The organism is Parabacteroides faecis (assembly GCF_014647375.1).
Classification (GTDB): Bacteria; Bacteroidota; Bacteroidia; order Bacteroidales; family Tannerellaceae; genus Parabacteroides; species Parabacteroides faecis.
This window is the reverse complement of sequence record NZ_BMPB01000005.1, coordinates 99,326-120,723: the sequence shown is the minus strand read 5'-3', so window position 1 is coordinate 120,723 and position 21,398 is coordinate 99,326. Positions and strand designations below refer to the sequence as shown.

The 21,398-nt window shown below is 39.3% G+C and carries 10 protein-coding genes; all 10 read right to left on the bottom strand.

Going from position 1 to position 21,398, the window contains the following annotated elements; all coding sequences use genetic code 11:
* Positions 1-2: 2 nt before the first annotated feature.
* The 10 genes from IEY67_RS08100 to IEY67_RS08055 all read right to left on the bottom strand — a co-directional run bounded on the left by IEY67_RS08100 (position 3) and on the right by IEY67_RS08055 (position 20,939).
* The gene (locus IEY67_RS08100) at positions 3-356 is read right to left on the bottom strand and encodes an FtsL-like putative cell division protein (protein WP_009859918.1); all 354 of its coding nucleotides are present in this window, start codon (positions 354-356) and stop codon (positions 3-5) included.
* A gap of 42 nt (positions 357-398) precedes the next feature.
* Positions 399-1,316: a 16S rRNA (cytosine(1402)-N(4))-methyltransferase RsmH gene (rsmH, locus tag IEY67_RS08095; RefSeq protein ID WP_183671270.1), complete on the bottom strand. Its 918-nt coding sequence runs from the start codon at positions 1,314-1,316 to the stop codon at positions 399-401.
* Positions 1,317-1,832: 516 nt separating this feature from the next.
* A complete protein-coding gene (locus tag IEY67_RS08090; protein ID WP_183671271.1) occupies positions 1,833-3,836 on the bottom strand; it encodes a glucosidase family protein in 2,004 nt (667 codons plus the stop codon).
* 150 nt (positions 3,837-3,986) lie between these two features.
* Positions 3,987-7,466, bottom strand: a complete 3,480-nt coding sequence (locus IEY67_RS08085) for a glycosyl hydrolase (RefSeq protein WP_183671272.1) — start codon at positions 7,464-7,466, stop codon at positions 3,987-3,989.
* Between the two features lie 2 nt (positions 7,467-7,468).
* Positions 7,469-10,123 (bottom strand): alpha-L-rhamnosidase, encoded by a 2,655-nt coding sequence (locus tag IEY67_RS08080; RefSeq protein ID WP_183671273.1) that lies wholly within the window; start codon positions 10,121-10,123, stop codon positions 7,469-7,471.
* Between the two features lie 95 nt (positions 10,124-10,218).
* Entirely contained in the window at positions 10,219-11,991 is a 1,773-nt protein-coding gene (locus IEY67_RS08075; protein ID WP_183671274.1) for a RagB/SusD family nutrient uptake outer membrane protein, read from the bottom strand.
* 18 nt (positions 11,992-12,009) lie between these two features.
* The gene (locus tag IEY67_RS08070; protein WP_229801000.1) at positions 12,010-15,228 is read right to left on the bottom strand and encodes a TonB-dependent receptor; all 3,219 of its coding nucleotides are present in this window, start codon (positions 15,226-15,228) and stop codon (positions 12,010-12,012) included.
* A gap of 597 nt (positions 15,229-15,825) precedes the next feature.
* On the bottom strand, positions 15,826-16,854 hold the full coding sequence (locus IEY67_RS08065) for a FecR family protein (RefSeq protein ID WP_183671276.1): 1,029 nt from the start codon (positions 16,852-16,854) through the stop codon (positions 15,826-15,828).
* Positions 16,855-16,917: 63 nt separating this feature from the next.
* Positions 16,918-17,496 (bottom strand): RNA polymerase sigma-70 factor, encoded by a 579-nt coding sequence (locus IEY67_RS08060; RefSeq protein WP_183671277.1) that lies wholly within the window; start codon positions 17,494-17,496, stop codon positions 16,918-16,920.
* Positions 17,497-17,807: 311 nt separating this feature from the next.
* Positions 17,808-20,939 carry a DUF6383 domain-containing protein gene (locus IEY67_RS08055; protein ID WP_183671278.1) on the bottom strand — a complete coding sequence of 1,044 codons (3,132 nt, stop codon included), beginning with the start codon at positions 20,937-20,939 and terminating at the stop codon, positions 17,808-17,810.
* Between the last annotated feature and the right edge of the window lie 459 nt (positions 20,940-21,398).

Genomic DNA, 21,398 nt, shown 5'->3' with positions numbered 1-21,398 from the left:
ATTTATTTGTATAATTCATACGGCGGAGTTTTGGCTCCTTCCAGTTCAATACCTTGTTCTTCAATCAATAATTCAACTTGCGACTGGCGGCTGTTACCCGTCAGTTCCGATGAGATGGACAATGCCTCAAAACGAATGTCGCGCAGACGTTGTTGCAGGCGGTCGATCTCACGTAGTTTTTGCATGCAGGTGTAGCGGTTTCCGATAAAGAAGAATATCATTATCACAACAAGCACGATCATCCGTGTGTGTTTAACGATAAAATCCTCATTCAGGATACCACCGCCCAGCACATACAAAAGAGAAAGACGTTTCTCTTTTTTCTTCGACTTTTTACGTTGTTGTTTTTCCTCCATAACCCCTATATTAGTTGACAGTCGACCAGCAACTGCACCTGTCTACTTTTTCTCTGCAATTCTCAATTTGGCACTTCTCGAACGAGGGTTTCTTTCAATCTCCTCGTCGGAAGGCACAATCACTTTATTGTTTACCATACGAAATGGCGTTTGTACATTTCCGAAAAAGTCTTGCTCGCTTTTTCCTTCAAAGTTTCCTGTTTTCAGGAAATTCTTTACCAGCCTGTCTTCCAGTGAATGGTAAGTGATTACAACCAAACGTCCGCCGGGCTTTAATACCTGCAGGGTTTGTTGCAGCATTTCTTTCAAGGCACGCATTTCGTCGTTCACTTCGATGCGAAGTGCTTGGAATGCCTGTGCCAAGAACTTTTTCTCTTTGTCTTTTCCGGTGAAGGGCTTAACCAACTCCAGGAAGTCACCGATCGTTTCTATTTTCTTGTTTTCACGCGCTCTGACGATCAACGAAGCCAACCTGCGGGCCACTTTCAGTTCGCCGTACAGGTAAAAAACATCTGCCAACGCTTCTTCCGTATAGGTGTTGACAATATCGGCAGCCGTCTGACCGGCACGGGTGTTCATACGCATATCCAATGCCCCGTCGAAACGAAAAGAGAAGCCGCGGTCTTTATCATCGAAATGATGAGAAGAGACACCCAGGTCGGCTAACAGTCCGTCGACTTCACCATTCACGCCATGATAGCGCATAAAATTATATAAATAACGAAAATTACTGCGGACAAACACAAAACGGGGATCATCAGGAATATTATGTTCGGCGTCGGCATCCTGGTCAAATCCGTAAAGTTCGCTATCGCTATCCATCCGTTTCAGGATTTCACGCGAATGTCCTCCTCCTCCGAAAGTCACATCAACATAGATGCCCCCTTCTTGAATATTCAGACCTTTCACGCTTTCATCGAGCATCACCGGTACATGATAGCTGTTCTCTTTCTCTTCCATTTTATGTCTTACATGTTAAACTTTCCCTTAAACAAAAGCACCGTACTTCGTTGGCAACTGGCACTTTACTCTATTTGTGGGTAAAATTAAACATTTATCAAATTACCTTCCAAGAAATATAAGAGAAAAGTACAAAAAAGTTATCAACAGGTAGGAGATTTTACTTTTCTCTTGATAGAAAAGTAAGCAAAAAGTCAAGGGGGCACCGGCTTCGCTCAAACAACACAGCCTTCGGACACTCCGTCTTTCCCCTTCGCTTCACGCTCTCACCCACTGATGCCATTCATAGAACGCGCTGCGTTCTATGAAGATGGCCGATACCGACAGGGTAGTTATGTAACCGATGTGTAATTCCGTAATGGGTCGAACAGGGAATAAAATACAATTTCCTCCTTAGGAAACCAGAGTTTCCTCGGGAGGAAATTATAGTTCCCCGCGCAGGAAACTCCAGTTTCTTCAGGAGGGAACTCCAGTTTCCTAAGCACAGAACTATGAGGAACTGTAATAAATTAATAATCAGTCCAGTTTCACAGAAATGACTTCTCCTTCTTTTATAGCCTTATGAAGCAGTGTTTTCCCTTCTGATTTGACAGTAACAACCGGCTTTCCATTCTCACGGATCACTTCAATATCGAATGTTGCATTGAATGCTTTTATTTTACGCAAGCTCATCTTATCCCACTCTGCCGGTAAACGCGGAGTAAAGGTGAAAGATTTCAATCCTGTCGGACGAATGCCGAACATTCCTTCCGTAACGATGCGGCAATATAAACCGCTTTCCGCAGAAAGATGGCGTTGGCTTCCTTCCGGCCATGCTTCGATGGCATAAGGGACATGATCTCCCAGCAGGCGACGGTTAGAATAGAACTTTAAGTATTCCGTTGCTTTTTCCGTTGCTCCGCAGGCATATACTCCCCTCAAAGCGTAAAGGGTTGAACGATCCCAGAAAGTCTCGCTTCCCGCCTGTGTCAGCAAGCCGTTTTCAGTCCACAGACGAGGAGAGAAAAGAGCATTAATCGTACCTTCTTTACGATCAAAGATCCCGACAGTCAAAGGAATACAAATCCATGAACGAAGAATATCATTTCCTTCATAATATTGATAAGTATCGAATCCTTCGACTTTAGCACCGAAATAGTCTTCCATATTTTTACGAAGATCTTTTGCCTGCTTTCCGTAATCAGCCAAAACGGAAAATGGCTTTTGCAGGTCTTTTCCCAAATATACGGCAGAACATAAAGCATCATAATACAATGAAGAGGTGCAAAGATTGGCTTTTCCGGCAGGGAAACGCCCTTCCAGTTCATCCGAATCAGAGGCGACCACGCCTTGCTCATTCAGATTTCGACGACAATATTCCAGACACCATTCGATAAGGGGCCACAACTCTTCGGCTTCTGCCTTATCTCCTCTCGCCAAAGCATAACGGGAAGCCCCGTAAGCAACCATCGCAGCATCTCCACGGTCGCCGGCTCCTCCCCAAACGTCTATGCCTTCCGCGATGATCGAACTCGGTATTTTCTTATACTCCGGATTCATGAAACGGGCAAAGTGTTTAAATGAATTAAGGGCAGAACCATTCCCTACTTTATATCCCATATAAGGGAAGAAAGGATTGATATATTCAGCCTGGTCATTCGCCCAGATAGCAGCATAATAGGACTCTCCACCCGGTCCGTGCATGAATCCGCCTTTCGTATCGTAAATACTTTCTGCTCCACGTATCTTAGCGAAAGCAAACATTGTATTGACAACAGGGTCCGGTGTCTCCAGGATCAGGTTATCCCAAAAACCGGCAATAAGATCTTTACGTGCCTGAAGTTCTTTTTCAATATCCGGTTTCAACTCCCTTTCTCCATTTTTATATCCGGTAATAGCGGCATAAAATACCAATTCCTCCTTGGGTTGGAGTTGCCTAGTTGTCCCTCCTATGATTTCCGAAACTAATTTATAGCTTCCGTCTACACCTTTCGCAGCCTCCGTATTCGTTACAGCACGCGATTCGGGGACTTCTACCACGAGAGGAGTTTCTCCCGTATTTCGTAAGATATATTTTTCATATACCGCTGGATTTGTCACGGCCGGAAAGATCACACGCGTCAGCTTTGCCTTTGCATTACGCGACAACTCCACTGTACTTTCAACAGTCATTTTACCATCCAGAGTAATTTTATTTACTTTTTCCCCGGACAGCGATTGCCCGTTTACAGAGACCATATCCGAAGCGTTCCAGGCAAAACGACGCATCAAACTGGCATGCGTATTATTCGGCAAAGTCCGCAGCATCGGCCAGATCAAACTCTTATTCAACTCGAATGAGCCATCTGCATTCACCCCGTAACGAAGTACAGTCGAAACCTTCAAACCACTCATTTCAATATGGTCATAATGAGGAATACGGTCTTTTATTTCCCATGAGATACTGCCGCCGGGGTTGATCGACCAACGGTTTTGAGCAATCACAGTTTCTAAGCTAAAACAGAAAAAGAATAAAAACACAATCAAAGTACGTCTATCCATATCATCATATTATTAAGGTAAACAATAGGTCTATATGAGGAACAAAGATAACATAGTTATACTATGTTACAAGAATAAAAAGAGAAAACGTTCCATAAACCCAATATACCTTAATAATATGACAATCCCTCTTGCACTACCTGTAATAGTTCAAAAAGTTCCTTCAACAGAAACATAAGGCCGTATCAAAACCGGTCCTAACAAGCCAGAAGACAGCAAAGGCGAATCCGCATCCCAATGTTTCCATGTCGCAAATGTAGAATATTGAGTCGGGATCTTACTTCCATTCCGTACCCAATCAGGCCAACTCTTCGGTGGATAATCCCGGTTAGCCTGAGAACGTTCGTCACCAATTAACCGATTAGGCCATAAATTAGTGACCCGGATCTCCAGTTCATTCACTCCTTCTTTTGCCGCCCGACTAATATCTATGCGATATGGTGCCTTCCAAACCACTCCTAAGTTTTCCCCATTTACTATAACTTCAGCCATCACACGTACTGCACCTAAATCCAACTCCAATAAAGAAGCTGTAAGGATAAAATTGTCTGGCAGCGTAAATAGTTTCCGGTAAACAGCCGTCCCTGAAAAGTAACGTATTCTTTCATTTGCTGTATTCGGCCAGGAAATCAATTGATCAAATACAGAATCGAACAATGTTCCCTGTTTTGATATAAAAGTAACATTCCAATTTCCGGTCAGCTTAATCGGTTCCGGAACAGATTTCACCTCTATGTGTTTATTTTTTCCTGTTGAAGTTGTATACTGAAGTTTCCCCCGATAAGGAGTTATCCATACAGGCTTTCTTTCATCCATTATTAATTTCGGCTCAGGTGTATCTTCTATTAATTTCAATTTGCCACCTTCCGGAACAGTCAACCGCAACCTTTCACCCTTACATTCATAAACCAATCTAAGCTCTTTCTTTTGTTCCACAGAAGATGATGCACCTCCAATCAAAGAATCATTAACCGGTATTATATATCGATTGGAAACAAGCAATGAATTCAAACGATCCGTAACATCGAAAACAGGGACAGAAACAGGAATATCATTAAGTCGACGATCAAACTTTCCATACGCTGCCTTTATCACCTTCAGATCTTCTGCCGGTTGAGCTTTTACGACAAAATGTTGGTTTTCTAAAAAACTAGCCTGTTTATATTGATTTCCTATTTTATATTCTACACGCAATTCTTTGATAGAACCAGGAGCTGGATCTCCTGAGGCCAGATGATTACCAACAGAAATATCTATTCCTCCTTGTTTAATAGATTCATTCAATGCAGAAGTAACGTCAGCCAGTCCATTCGGAAAGAATGTACCATATTCTGCACTGATAATTTTCAGGTCCGGTAATGGAGTTCCGTCCTGTGGAAACAACTCTGTTTTCATTTGAACAATATGTTCTGCGACCGGTTGCCGGAAAATAACAAAAAGTGAACCTTCCGGCTCAAAAGAAATAGGGATACTAGTCGTTCCATCTGCATTACTTTGCCAAACAGGAACATCTCGGATCTCTCCGGTTTCCGGATTCCAAAATTCCGGTTTCTTTCCGGAAATACGAAAACGACAAGTGTCTAAATATCCGACTTTTTGCGAATTGATTACAAAATAAATATCTGTGTCACCAGTAATACGATGAACGAAACCAAAATTCTCATCACCCACTTCAGTCGCACAGTCAGGCAACACCCCTTTCTCATCCAGAATCTCCTCCATAGAACAATCCTTAACCCAATGGTTTCCCCATAGTTCTTCACTTAGACGGACTACTTGATCATCGCATTTCGGATATCCGGACAAACTCGGTGATCGTTGAGGTTGAGGACCAATAATTACAGCACCAGCTTTAGCCAATTCTTCTATTTTCCCTAACAAGTCCGGAGTCATCCACCTGCTATCCGGCAATATTAGAATTCTATATTTTCCACCTGCGGGCGTATAAATCCAACCATCCTTTACAGTCAAAGATGCCATGTTTGAAGTTCCTATCAAATCATAATCATATCCCAAAGCTCTGATATCGGGTTTCAATATCGCATCATTGGGAGACGACTCTCCAGCGAAGACTAAAATATCAGCAACATATCGCCCTTGTTGAAGTAAATACTGAGCACGTGCCAAATATTTCAAATAATCCGTACTTTGCTCCCACCAAGTATTTAATCGGTTGAAGTCACAGCCATATGTACCCAAAGTCATTCCCGGAGCAACGTTCCAGGGTTGATGTACGTAGGTATGAAATATCAAACGGTTAATACCTTCCACCCAAGCTCTGTCTCCAATAGGTTTTAATGTCGCCGGATGATCCGACCAACCTCCCAGATTAGTAAAAGATTCAGCTCCTACAAATGTTTTTCCATTCACATGTGCAGCCGAAGCAACAAATTTAGGAGAATCAAAAAAGATATTTTCACCAGACCAAAACTCACTCATAACAATATCACCCATCGCACCGACCTGTAAACATTCAAAAGGTCCCCCATAAGGTTCTATAGAAAGTTTTAGCCCTTCCCGATGACAAAGCTCCCTAAAATATCCGTAATAATTCTCGGCCATCAAATCACCGATTGTTCGCCGAAAATCCCACAGAAAACGTTCCGTCACTTCACCACTATCGACATAATATCCAGCTACAGTCAACAGATATGGCAGACAGTCATATCTTCGAAGCCGTTTAAACTCTTCACGAAAACCGATAGTCCAATTATTACATCCTACTTCATAACTATCAATAATACAATTGACAAGAGAAGTTCCCACCAAAGGACCTAGTTTATCTAAAATAGGTTTGATACCTCCTTTCCAGTACATATCAACCGCCGTACGGTTCATTTTATCACATTCCAAACCTCGACCACCAGTAACAGCCGGGCTATTTTCTTTTCCGGTCGGGGTATGCCCCAATCGCAATATAACCCAATCTCCTTCAGGAACATTCCACTCCAATGTGCCGTCAGCAGTCAGTTTAGATGTCAAATTTATTATCTGCTTTTTATCTACTACGGCAGATTCAGAAATTACTTTCATCTCCGGTTCCAAATGATTCCGGAAAGAATGTCCCGAAAGACTCTTCAAAGCAAGATCATCAATTTTTATATCTTGTCGAGGTTTCGGAAATGCCAAGACTGCAATATCCTTATAATAATCTAGCTTCATTGCCGGCTGTGGCAATTTCTCCTTTAATAATTTTCCCCCTTTATACTGAACCTCGCTATAAACAATAGTTTGCATTGCATATTCCGGAGTTATCCAAGGTCCCCCACTAGAGGACCAACCAGCTCCATTATTAAAGCCTATCTCCATACCCAAGCGCTTTACTTCCGAGACAGCAAACTCAAAAAGCTCCAGCCATTTATCACCTAAATAGATGGCGTCACCCTCAGGATAGCCCATTCCTGCATTGAATAATTGAACTTCCTGAATTCCTACCCGCTTCATCGCCTCCAAATCTGCAGTTATCCCCTCCTTTGTCACATTTCCATCAATCCAATGCCACCAAGTTCGTGCCTTGGCCGATTCCGGAGGATTCATAAAGCCTGATTGTAAAGAGTCACCTGCCAATACAGTCGAAGTACTGGCCAACCAACTCAAACAGAATAACAAGATTAAATTAATTCGATTCATTCTCATAAATTACACATAATCCGATAATTTCCTGATCGTATTTTAAAATCATTCAATTTGTCTGATTTCAAATCATTAATAAATACAGATTTCGCATCAACAGGTATAGTCAACGTCGCTTCACAACCTATAGGGACATGAATAGTCATAGCAAAAGTTGTATTTGTCTTTTCCCATTTCACGTTTAAAAGTCCATAAGGCGTATCTTTAGAAACCTCTACCCAGGTAAGACTTTCCACTAATTGAGGTTGAATGAATACATGTTTGTATCCCGGTTCATTTTCATCGGGTAAAATCCCCCCTAAGGCTTGATAAAACCATGAACCGATACCGTTATAGCAGTTATGAATATGGCTACGTTCACCATTCCAATGTTCCCACGTAGTTGTCGCCCCATTGTCCAACATATATAAATAACCTGGGTACTCTCTTTTTTTCAACATAGAATACATGAAATCTGCCTGCCGATTTTTCACAGCCCACTCAGTAATCACAGGAACCCCGACTAAACCCGCAGATAGATGCCCTTTAAAGCGATCGGCAGTCACTGCAAACAACGTATTCTGTACATCCGGTAATTCTTCTTTAGGTGTAGCGCCAACTAACATCGGATAAATTAAATCAATCTGTGTTCCCGTCGAATAACTTTTCTGCTTCGGATCATAGAATGTTTTATGGATTAATTGCTCCAGTTCTTCCGCTTTTTCAACAAAGGGTTGTATATCCTGATCTTTTCCCAACACTTTAGCAATTTTAGCCATCGTCTGATAACAAGTAACCATAAAACTATTATTCACTACATCAATCGAAGCCGGATTCGTCTGATCTATCCCGACCGGTGTTGCCCAGTCTCCCAAGTACCAATTACGATATTCCGTACTGGGCCATTGTCTTAGTAATCCATCTTTCGAATACTTTTGGGCATATCCTAACCATTGTTGCATATATGGATAATAACGTTCCAACAAACGACGATCTCCATAATTCACATAAGTTTGCCATGATGCTGTAATTATAAATCCGCACCAATAAGGACCACCTCCTGCAGAAAAAGGATTAGGTGCTGTATGAGGCATACTTCCGTCTTCCCGGATACAATCGCGCCAGGCCTGCATCCAATTCATATAAAGCGGAGCCATATTATACATAGTTTGCATCGTCAGAGTTGAAGCGTTTCCGTCTCCTCCATAGCCCAATCTTTCAACATGCGGACAATCAACCAGATCACCACCTAAAGTCAAACAGTTTAATGTATATTGTATCATTTGGTGAATTGCGTTCAAATCACCATCCGAACAGGAAAAAGAAGAAGTTCCTCCATAATCCGTATGAATGAGACATGCGGTTATATCAGATAAAGCCGGGGCCTTTTTCAAATTGGATAATTTCAAATACCGATAAGCATGATAATTAAACTTGTTTACAAAAGATTCGTTTCCTTGTCCGGAGGCAATGTAAACATCATAATTTGAATTATTTATAAACTCTCCTTTTTCATCCAGGAAATCACAATAGTTTATTTGTATCCTTTGCTGTTTTTCTAATTTTGGGAATTTAATCTTTGTCCAACCAGTGAAATTAGTTCCCAAATCAAATATCCAGGCCGTGTCTCCTACCGACTGGAAGGATTTTGGATGAAATTCTTTTTGTATCCGGTTTGCCTCAACCATCTGAGGGGTTGTTTGATGAGACGGAATTATTACTTCTTTCACTGTATCCCACTCTACTTTACTCAAAGATGCAGTAGTCAGATCCGGTAAAAGCCTAGATGCATCAACTATTTCTCCGCCCAATCTATATTTCCTCCAGGTTGACTCATAACCACTTTCCCGAGCTTCCCAGGAAGCATTCGTTATCAAAAAAGTATCCCATAAACCATCTTTCAGCTCTTCTAACTGAGCACGAACAAATGGTCCTCCCTCTATTACGCCCGGCAGTCCGTTATGATACCAACCTTGCCCTAACCAAATCACCAAATCATTCTCTCCTTTTTGTAAAAATTCAGTCACATCATAAGTGACCACTAATGAGCGTTTATCAAATTGAGATACAGCAGGTGTCAACACCACATCAGAAACAGGCTGGCCATTTATATAAACTTCATGATAACCCAAAGAATTTACATGCAAGAAAGCTTTCTGCCCTTTATTATCCCATAGGAAGGTTTTATGAAACTGAGGAGAATGAGGAGGTTCTTGTCCATAATTTATTCCTATATATTTGGCTTTCCAATCATCCGTATGAAGTAATCCAACCGCAAAAAATGCCGGTTCACTCCATTGGCTTACATTTCCCTTTTCATCCCAAACACGAACCTTCCAATAAGCCAAACTTTTAGATACTAAAGGTGTTCCCTGATATAACACCCAAACAGATTCATCGGACTCTGTTTTTCCGGAATTCCACAAATCCGCCTTTCCTTCAGACAAAAGCTTCTCTGAAGAAGCTACGAGTATCTGATAAGCAGTTTGCTTACATTCCTGTTCTTCGGATTGAAGTAACCAACTAAAATGAGGAGACGTATTATCAATCCCCAACGGATTATCCAACTCTTCGCATTGTAACATATTTATTTTCAAAGAAGAATAAGAGTTACAAGACATTAGCAAAAAAGAGAGAATCCCTAAACACAAATTTCTGATCAAAATATTTTTCATATCCATAATCTATAATCTCAAAGATAAAACATTTTTTAAAGATAAAGGCTGTACTTCTACTTTAGTTGAAAAAGTTTCAGTACAGCCTAAGATTCTTACCAACCCGGATTCTGTTCCAGTTTCACGTCTTTATTGGTATCAATGACAGTTTGAGGGATAGGCCATAGATTGAAGGTCTTATTTAAGGTAGTACGAGGATAGTCCCAATAAGAATACTTCTTTATACGATCGATAGCAACAGTACCTCCCATTCGCAACAAAGTATTCCAACGAGATTCTTCGTAGACTAACTCCCTGGCCCGTTCATCCAGGATCAAATCCAAATCTATATCCGCAGCCGTCACTCTATATTCGCATTTAGCACGATCTCGTAACAGATTTATATCGTCTGCAGCAGATTGTTTGTTCCCCAATCTAAACTTTGCTTCTGCTCTCAATAAAATCGTTTCCGGCAGACGGATCAGATAATCATCTCTAAAAAGATGAGACCTGTTTTCGCCATCCTCAATTCCTACATATTTATCCGGTCCAACCTTACAAGAAACAGGATATAACTGGGTAGTTGCCACATCATTCTTTTTCCCGGAGGCATCTTCACGATAAAGTAACGACCAAGGTAAACGCTTTCCATAATAGTCCGTACCGGGAACATTTCCTAATATCGTACGACGAAAAACAGCATCTGAATTCCTTAAATCCGTATTCCATTTATCTTCATAAATTAAATCACGGGTATAGAATGTCGGTTGAACAGCACAAGTACCCAATCCACCGACATCTTCCATTGAGCCGGTTGCATACTCACCTCCCTGATCTCTAAATACAGGACAATAATATCCAGAATATATCGTACCCTGTGCACCTTCTTTTTTATACACTTCATAATCAATTTGAGCAACCCAGATAGCCTCTTTATTCCCTAACTGATAATCTTGGTTCCCAACCTGAAACAAATCCCAAAATACATTTCCTTCAATTTTATATCCTGCTCTCTCATAAAGATGTGCCTCTGTCTGTTCGGCATCCGAACTGGCATAATAGAACTGAGGATCTTCTGTTGAACGTGTTCCAAAACGTTCCGTCATTAAACTATATAATCCGCTATTAATAACAGCATCAGCATATTCCACGGCTTTATTATAAGCAGATGTTACATCACCTCCGTCTTCCGATAGAACAACACCTTTGTCGATATATAATTGACACAAATTATGCAGGGCTGCAGCACGTACTAATTTCCCTGCTTCAGCTGTCGTTTCAGGTAAATCATTCAAACACGCTTCCAATTCATCGATTGCAAACTGATATGTCTCCAAACGCGTAGAACGGGTATAATCATAACGAGGTTCAGTAGTCAAATCCGTTACGATCGGAACGCCCCCAAATAGCTCACCCAAATTTCGATATGCGAATGCTCTGAAGAAACGTGCCTCTGCCACGATTCTCGCCTTTTCAGATTCCGAAGCCCATACTATATTCTCCAAATCAGCAGCAGCGATTGCTGTATTGGCTATATTTATCAATTGATAAAAAGCCGAATACGTACAAAAGAAACCCTTTGTTTGCGAATTTAAAATACTATAATCATTAAAACGATTTCCCAACCGGATTGTAGCTACATCATACATATCAGTGCCATTTCCCAACCGGTAAGCATACCAATCCAAATCCCAGTTTTCATGAGGGCAATATATCAAACGAACATGAGCATAGCAACTCGTTACAACCTGTTCTACCTGACTTGATGTTGTAAATATATTTTCTATCGTATAAAATGTTTCCGGATTTTCTCCTAAAAAAGCATTATCATTACAGCTGAACAACATAGAAGACAACGCCAACACTCCTACTCTGATACTTATTTTCATAATTATATCGTATTAAGATTAAAAACTAATATTTGCACCTAGTGACAAAGTTGTTGCTACAGGATAAGTTCCCGAAGTCAGAATATTCCCTAATTCCGGATCTCCTCCTTTCCAACCTGTGATCGTCGCCAGATTCCGACCAGTGAAAAAGACCTTCAGGTTATTGATACCTATATTTTTTATACAAGGTTGATTAAAAGTATAAGATATCGTCAAATCCTGTAATCTGACATAAGAGCGACTCTGCAATCCGATAAATTTACTATCTCCCGTAAACCATGCAGCCGGATACTTATCACTCGGGTTTTCTTCTGTCCAGTAAGGCACGTAAATATTATTTGCACTGAAGAAGTCTGCTCTACCAGCCATATAAGCAGGCGTATTGCTTTCCTGAAAATAACCATTACCACCAAAAGTTCCGGTAAATAAGAAATACAATTCCAGATTTTTCCAGGAGATCGTATTGCCCAGGCTCAACTTAAAGCGTGGATCCTTATTTCCTACAATAATACGATCATCGACAGTTATTACTCCATCACCATCCATATCGACATATTTAGGAGTTCCAGCTTCTACACCATTGGCTTTTATGTAATCGACATCATTTTGCTGTACAATGCCATCTTGTTTATATCCATAAATGGAATGAATAGACTGTCCTATAAACAAGTTATTACCAATGTCGTCATCTTCTTTTCCATCTCCATCCAAATCTTCTCCATACAGACGACTCAAATGATTACGATTCAGCCAGAAGGTCAAACTTGTACTCCAATTCCAATCCGGAGTTTGAATATTAACAGAACGAAGTGTCATTTCTACGCCCCGGTTCTTCACTTCCCCCATCGATGATTTCATTTCATTAAAGCCTGTCATAGAAGGAATGGCCCGATTAAATATCTGATCATAAGTTTTAGAGAAATACACATCCAAATCGGCAAACAGCCTATTATTTAACCATGAAGATTCAAAACCTACATTCCATGCTTCAGTTGTTTCCCAACCCAACAACGCATTTCCGATCATCTGTTGTTTAATTCCATAAGATGGTGATCCCATATTCCCGAAAGGATAAAAAACACCACCGGAAGATCCTGCGCTTACAGTCGATAACGTTCCATACGGATCTATTCCCTGATTACCATTCTTACCCCAGGATAATTTAAGTTTCAAATCATCAAGAAAATCTGCACTATCCATAAATGATTCATTTGAAATACGCCAGGCTGCACCTACTGCACCAAAATTACCCCATTTATTCTGTGCTCCAAATACAGAAGCCCCATCCCTTCTATAAGAAGCTGTTAAATAATAAATATCATTAAACGAATAAGAGGCTCGGGCAAAATAACCTACATTTCTTTTTTTCACATTATTATTATATAACTTCTGTATAGTAGCATAATGCAATCCATTCACACCTAAAATAGTATTCCCGTTTGCCGCAAAATCAGAACCGGTCATTTTTTCATCCTTACTCAAACGGCTATCCCGGGTAGCCACCGCTGTCAAATCGATCGTATGTTTACCAAATGTATTTTTATAATTCAAAATATTATCCAAAACCCAGCTTGTTGTTTTTATATTTTGAGAAAAACCATTTGCACTAGCCAAATAATTTTGTTGAGTGGTAATAGAATAGCGAGACTCATCATCATAAGGCCCGATAGGGGCATAATTGGATTCATGATAAAATTGTCCTACCCTTCTGTAGTCTAAATTTCCTGCATAATTCAAACGGTAGCTTAATCCCTTAACCCAAGGTAACTTCACTACCATAAAAGCATTCATTCGGAAATTGTTTCGTAAATCTATGTCATCCAAACTTCCTGAGTCTACATTCCATAATGGATTCATCGCTTCGCTCTGTCCATTCGGATATTTTTCCAATAGAGATGTAGAGCCTCCACGATACATCATATCATAAGGGGTAAGAATTTGTGCATTCGTTAAATTGGCTCCAACTCCGGAATAATCAGAATGTGTATATGCAGCATCCACTCCTATCTGTAACCAACTCGTTATATCTGTATTCATCTTACCTAAAACTGTCATTCGGGAGAAATCATCTCCTTTTACAATTCCCTGATTATCTGTATAAGAAGTCGATAAGTAATAATTCATTTTTTCTCCTGCACCAGACACCGATACCTGATAATCCTGCATCCAACCTGTCCGAGTAGACTCGTCCAGCCAATCTATTTCACGACCTGCTTCATAATTTATTTTCTGTTGGGCAAATAAAAAGCTATAATCATCGTATCTGTTCTTATCACGAACCATGTTCAGCCACTGTTCACCATGCAGCAATTCCGGACGAAGATGCCAGTTTTGCATACTTCCTGTCACGTTCATATTTATGATAGGTTTACCTGTTTTTCCCTTTTTAGTAGAAATAATGATAACGCCATTCGCAGAACGTGAACCATAAGCAGCAGCAGATGTAGCATCTTTCAATATATCAAAAGATGCAATATCATTAGGATTAATATCATTGATACTTCCCATAAAAATCACACCGTCAACAACGATCAAAGGATCATTTGAACCTGAAATAGAGTTCTGGCCACGAACTTGCATAGAAGGTTGTCCTCCCGCCGAATTTGTCGCACCAATATCCAAACCGGATACACTACCTTTCAAAGACTCCAAAGCATTCATATTAGGAGAGAGAGCTATAGGAGAATTTTCCAGCTTTAAGGAACTTACAGAACCTGTAAAATCTTTTTTAGTTGTTGTACCATAACCGATTACTACAACTTCATCGATCAGTTCTATATTTTCAGCTAATCGGATTTCCAGATTCGTTTTATTACCAACTGCCACTTCCTGATCTTCATAGCCAATATAAGAAATTTTTAAAATAGCATTTGTCGATACATATAATATGAATGTTCCGTTAACATCAGTAATCGTACCGTTCGTTGTCCCCTTTTCCACAATATTGGCCCCAATAACCGGTTCTCCTTGTGAATCTAAGACAATCCCAGTCACCTTGTTCGTTTGTTGTGCAAACGAATCCGTATCTCTTTTATTTAAAACTATTTGCCGGCCATTTATCGAATAAGAAATACCAGCATTTTTAAATAAATTATTCAATACCTCTACAATATTCTTGTTATAAACCGAGACATTGACTTCGCGCTCCACATCAACCATTTTCTTGTTATAAAGAAAACGGAATTCAGTTTCTTCTTCTATCCGATTCAGTACATCTTCTATTGAAACATTACTCATTTGAAGACTCACAGAGATTGACTGTGAATAAGATACTGAGGCAAGAATTTGTGATAGACTTAAAGCTACAAATAACAAGCATAATCTCATAACTCGAAAAATTTTAATGGCAAAATTTAGCCCTTCGATTTTATTATTCGAAATGGAATTCATACATTTGTTTGTTTAGTTAGAAAAATAAGGTTGACTAAAAACTTTTTTAATGACTGAACTTTTAAAAGGGAAGGTGTGCTAGACCTTTCCTTTTTTGTTCAATACATTTATTTAATACAATAACACAACTTTACATCATAGGCATCAGATTTTAATGGTGAACACAAACGACTTTTATCTCTTTATACATTATTAAGACGTTTCTCCTCATTTTTTCCACATATCAAAAAATACTTTTTTTGATATTTTTATCTAGAGTATATTAAAAACAAGAACGCAAATCATCAATTTCAGACTTAGAGTATACTGTAACATGTGAATTGTTTTGTAGCAATAGAATTGAGCTTTTGAAATATTATCCGGTAGTAACTAACAAAATACCCCCGGGAGGCTATCACTTCCCGGGGGCTTTTTATCAAGTAAAGTATTACAATCTAAAATGAATTATTTTGCTTTATAAACCTCTATAGTTTGCTTCTCATAAATATTATCTTTATCCTTTACCCTTTTATTTTGTTTGAAAGACAAAGGAGCACTCATCTTCAGTAACCGCAATATTTCATCCAATGATTCATACTCAAAAGTAGCACGATAAGGGGAATTGGCTAATGCGGAGTCTTTTAGTTCTATATTAACATTGAAAGTCAAGCCCAAACGTTTGAACACATAAGATAATGGATCATCCCGGAATATCATTAAACCATCTTTCCAGGCATACCACTTATAAGGGTCTGTCTTTGCAATAAGGCACTCTCTTGACTGGTTATTAAAGGAGACACGTTCCCCCGGAACCATAGTAACAGGCGAAGAATTTCCAAAAGCAACATCTATCTTGCCACTTACCATTGTAACGGCCGTGATCGAATCAATGTTATATGCCTCTATATTAAAAGCCGTACCAGTAGCTCGCAAAGTCATTTGGTCTGTTTTTACAATAAAAGGATTTTCTTTATCGGAATGTACTTCAAAATAACCTTCGCCATTTAAGAAAACATTCCGTTCCCCTTTACGAAAAGCCAGAGGGTATCTAAGAGAACTTCCGCCATTCAACCAGACATTTGTTCCATCAGGCAGACGGACTTCGGAAAACGTTCCGTGAGGAGATTTTACCTCCTGATACTCTATTGTATCACGACTACTGTCTTTATCTAGATATAGAAAAGCACAAAGTATCAATAGAGGAATAACGAGAATAGCAGCCGCACGTTGCCAATAAAGTAGTATAGTACGGGTTATATTCCTTTTCGTGGCTGCAATATTTACAAAAATATTTTTTTCGGCAGCAAATACGTCAATCTCAGAAGGATTAAAGGCGGGATTCATTACCTGCCACACATTACGCATTTCCTGGAAATAGTGGTTATTATCAGGCGATTGCTTCACCCATTCTTCCAGTTCACAACGTTCTTTATCCGTCGCTTTTCCTGAGAGATAAGCTGCTATAATAGGTTGTATGTGATCTTTTTCTATCATTTTTTCTATTTTATAGTACTAAGACGCCTTAATATCTCTTTACCACATCGCTTATAACTTTTTTTAGGGAATACCAATTGAAATTAAAAATACAAAGAAATCTTTCAACTGTTTTCTCAATAAATCGAGAGTTTTGCTTACACGTACCTCGACTGTTCGTTCCGACACATTTAACTTCTCCGCTATTTCCCTATACTTCAAGCCTTCAAAGCGATTCAATACGAAAGCTTCCTTGTATAAATCCGGAATTTTTTCTAATGCACGAGATAAATGGGCATACAAATCCGAATACAATATATAATTTTCCGTATCATAGTTATCCAAGACAGAACTCCCATACTCTGTTTCATATTGACGAACAATCTCTATATGGCGAAATTCATCCAGGCAACTGTTACGAACAGCCTTCAGCAAATAAGATTTTAGTGATATTTCTATCTGTATATTCTTCCTGTCATTCCAAAGTTTCAGGAAAATAGACTGAACAATATCTTCACAAGAGTCCTTGTCTTTCACAAAGTTTCCACAAAACAATACAAGGTCTGTATAATACGTCTGAAATAGTAATGAGAAAGCTTCTTTACTGTCTTGCCTCAAGGCAGACATAACAAAGTATTCTTGTTGTTTATCCAGTTTTCCCATATCGATTTTAAGAATTAACACCTTCTCTAGGGCAGCTAAATTAATTACATTTTTTTATTTTCAACCTATTTCGTCATGTAAAATAACGACAAACAACAAAGCCTCCACGATACATGATCGCAGAGGCTGTTTTTTTCTGTATTCCTTCCTCACGGGAGAAATTACAGTAAGAACTTTATTTTATTACTTAATATTAATAACCACTTGTTCGCCTGTCACAGGGTAATTGATGGGATAGTCGAGACGTTACATTTAACGTCTCGACTCCAACTCGTGGAAATTTTAGAATTTATTTTTGATTATAAATTATCTTATTTTACGATTGCCTTAACAGCAGCTTCGCCTTCAACAGCTACTACAACTACACCTGCAGGAACAGAGATTGTAGCTTCGCTAGAAGAGATTACAGTATTAGCAATTGTCTGACCAAGAACGTTGCTGATAGCAACAGTCTTACCTTCAGCACCCTTAATGATAACGGCACCGTTAGTTGCAACTACTGATACTTCAGAAGCGCTGATGTTTTCATTATCTGTTGCCATATCGTCAGCAGCACCCTTTTCGATGTTGAAGATCAAAGCAGCATCACCACCAGTCTTAGCATCATCGAAAGAAGCATCCATAGCAGACAATACCAAGCAGTTATTCTGGTTCTTGATCCATGCTGCATTCTTTGGAGCTATAGGAGCTTCAGCATTTGATTCGATCAAGAATGCGCGATCTTCTTCTACTTCGTTAGCAGCCTTAGTCGGGTCGATATAACGGAATGACCAAGTGTAGTTGTGATGTTTGTCTTCCTTAACAGTTGTTTTCATGTTTATAGAAGAGATTTGTTCAGCTTTCAAAGCAGCCTTAACATCATCCATCTTCAAGTCTTTAGTTGCAACATCTGCAAATTCGTTACCCAAAACATAGATTACACTATCCTGTTCTACTGCATCTACGAAGCCTACGCGAACATATTTACCGAATTTGTAAAGTTGTTTTTCTGTAACAACTTCTGCATCTGTAGAGTCAGCGAAGCTAACCAACAGTTTGTAACGGTTGAATCCTTCTACAGCCGGAGTTGCGTGGATACAATCTTCCGGTCCGCATTCTTCACCAGCAGCATTCATGTGCTTGTGATTAGTTGCATCACAAGGAATATTTTCAGAACCTTCATTTACAGTTTCGCCTACATAGATCAGGTATTGCGGTTTGATCTGATACTGTGCAGATTTACCAATGTTGAACGGACGTACATTGAATGACAGACCAGCTGCAGCAATATTAGCAGCGCCGATACCTAAGTAGTTCATACCTTCACGCTTGAAGTATATGTTAGTTTCGTCCATTAAGTAGTCGCTTACGTATGCTTCTTTGAACTTCAAGAGCTTAGTTGCATCTTCATTACCTGTTACGGCACCATCCAATTCTACATGGTTGAAACGACGATACAGAGGTTGGTCGGTTAAACCGATAGAGAATGCAGATGTTCTTACTTCATTGATAACCTGTTGCTGCAACAATGCAGTCAAGCTCTGGTCAGCAACACCGGCTTTAAACTCGAATGACTTATCAGCATTCACATTTGCAGCATCTACAAATGCATAATAGCAAGTTTCATCCAATTGGTTATTCTCTTTGAAGAAGAATTGACTTGCAGTACCTTTATCTGTGATCACGAAGTTATTTTCATCACCTAATACGATAGATGCATTTTTAGTGTTGATTGTATAAGCTACTCTCTTCAACTGAGCCAATCCTTTGATTCTTTTTTGAACGTCTGCTGTTACTGTATAACCATAATTAGCAGCAACATTATTACCAACCGGCTTGATTTCAAAATAAGTAGGAGTTTCCTGCAATACATTCAATGTGTTGCTACCAGCCACCTGAGCAATGTATTTCTTCATTGTGTAGGGGTTGAAGTAGTTGAATGCATAGTTAGTGATCATCAATTCATCGTCAGTCAGATATTTGTAACCCAGATGTTCATCTCCTAAGATTTTTGTATCTGTAATCTTAGTAATAACCAAAGAGTCAGTAGTAGAGATAGCTTCACAGAAATATTTAGAAGAACCGGCAGCCTGAGTAAACTGATAAGTTCCATTCAAGCTTGCATATTCACGATTTGTAACATCTACCGGAGAAGTAGCAGAGAAGTATTCAGATGTTTTAGTTTTCAGAACAACCCACTGATAAGCAGGCATGTGGTTAACATTCTGTTCGTTAGCGTCAACGCTTACCCATTCTTCTGTTTCACCGTCGATATGTATCGGAGATGCATAATACTTATTGTTTGTAGCACTCTGGATGAAATATACACCATCTTCTAAAGATACTCTGTCTGTATCGCTTTCTTTACAAGAAGTGAAACCTAATACGATATCAGTTTCTTTCTTTTCACCAATTGTTACGACACGAATTTGATCTGCTTTTACCAAATCCTGAACTGTTACATAGTTAAAATCATCATCATTATCAGTGATAGATGTAGCAGCCGTAGCAGCCCAGCTACCAGCAGTCGGTTCTTTAATGATACTCTTTACCTGAATAACCAAAGAGTCATTTGTCGGGAAATAAGTGAACAAGAACTGACCATGTCCTTCCAAATCGCTATCTTTCAACTCATCCAGATCCTCCATATAATTAAATGCAAGGAACATAGAACCTGTTGTGTTGATGAAAGCTGTATCTACGAATAAAGCTTTATCATCAGCTTTTCTTGTAATATAAACAAAACCGTCTTCTGCATCAGCAGCTAAGAAAGATTCCTGGCTAAACGGATTTTTCAAACTTGTTTTGTTTGCATCCGGAGTAAATTTCAGCGTAACGCCAGCATCTGCCTTCTGGATACCCAGCTTAGTATTGATCTGAGTTGCATTCAAAGTTACAGAATCAGCTTCAACCAAAGAGAAAGAAGCGAAAGTTCCATCAACGACTTTACTTGCTAACTCTTTCTTTAAAGTTACTGTATTATCAGCACCAACAACAAAACCAACAACAGAGTCTGTTGTAAAATAAGAATACAAAGACTTGTTAGATTGCAATGTTTCATAAGTAGAAGAAAATGCCCAACCACTGATTTCACCACCAACTTCAGGAGCAGCAGTTGTTACTGTGGCACCAGCTGCAAATTCTTCCATTGTAATGGCCAGCAACGCTTCAGCACCTTTGTTTACAAAGTCAAAATAAGGTGCTTTTCCCTTATTTTCTTCTGTAACAGTAACACACCACAAAGTACTCGCTACATTGTCTGCTTCAATAGAAGGAACAGCGACCAACTTTCCGTCAGCATTAACCGACAAAAACTGATCACGAGCAGTACCATCACCTACAACCAATTGATACAAACCACTATTGGTTCCTTCAACTAAAGAAGTAACGTTATCTGCTGCAAAAACAGATGTTGCACCTAACAATGCTACACCTGCAAAAAGAGTAGAAAACTTTTTGTTCATAATAAATAATTTAATATTAATACTAAAGTGTAATAAGTTCAATTCACAATTGAAACGCCTCACTCCCCTTAAAAATGGCGAGTTTAAACGTTCCTTTAATCTCGCCATTTTTTTAGAGGGCATTTCCTTTCGTTTGTGAAAGCCCCCGTTTTGTACATTGTTTGCTATTCAATTGATAAGAAAGCATATAGACGAATAAAAAATATCTTAAAAAGAATGGTTGATACGAAACTAATTCTTACTTTTGTTGACGAGAAAAAAGGAACGATTAAATTCGTCACTCCGTTATTCCACTCATATTTCTATTTTTCAGCTAATTACGCACATATTTTATTCTATTGTATAGCAATTAATATAATGTACGCCCGTACATCTATATATATAACTATACTCCTTTTCTTTCAGCACCTTACAACACTTCACAAATAACCCGGCAGAAGCAAGAAAAAACCACCGGAC